This is a genomic window from Halomonas sp. ND22Bw (genome assembly GCF_003011945.1).
GTDB lineage: Bacteria > Pseudomonadota > Gammaproteobacteria > Pseudomonadales > Halomonadaceae > Halomonas > Halomonas halophila.
Window position 1 is genome coordinate 1 of sequence record NZ_PXWD01000304.1, and the last position, 379, is coordinate 379.

1 protein-coding gene is annotated in these 379 nt (G+C 70.7%); it reads left to right on the top strand.

The genetic code is table 11. From position 1 onward, the window contains the following. Positions 1 to 379, top strand: a 379-nt coding sequence (locus CVH10_RS18185) for a hypothetical protein (RefSeq protein ID WP_219924790.1), incomplete at both ends; no start/stop codon positions are given.

Here is a 379-nt window from a genome sequence, read left to right on the forward strand (position 1 = left end):
CTATCTGCAGGCGCAGTATGAGGCGATGGGGCTGGAGCCGGGCGGGCGCGACGGATCGTGGCTGCAGCCCGTCGATCTGGTGCGGTTCACGCCTGAGCGGGCGCCGACGGCGGCCTGGACGGGGGCGGACGGCGCGCGTCATGTGCTGACCTCTGGGACCGACATCACCCTGCGCGCCGGGGCGGCCGATCCGCTCGTCAGGATCGCGGGCGCGCCGCTGGTCTTCGCCGGCTATGGCATTTCCGGCCCGACCTGGGACGACTATGGGACGGCGGACCTGACCGGCAAGGTCGTGGTCATTCTGCGCGGCCAGCCGACGGTGATGGGCGAGGATCCCAACTTCTACGGCTCGACCACGCACAAGACCCAGGAGGCGTTG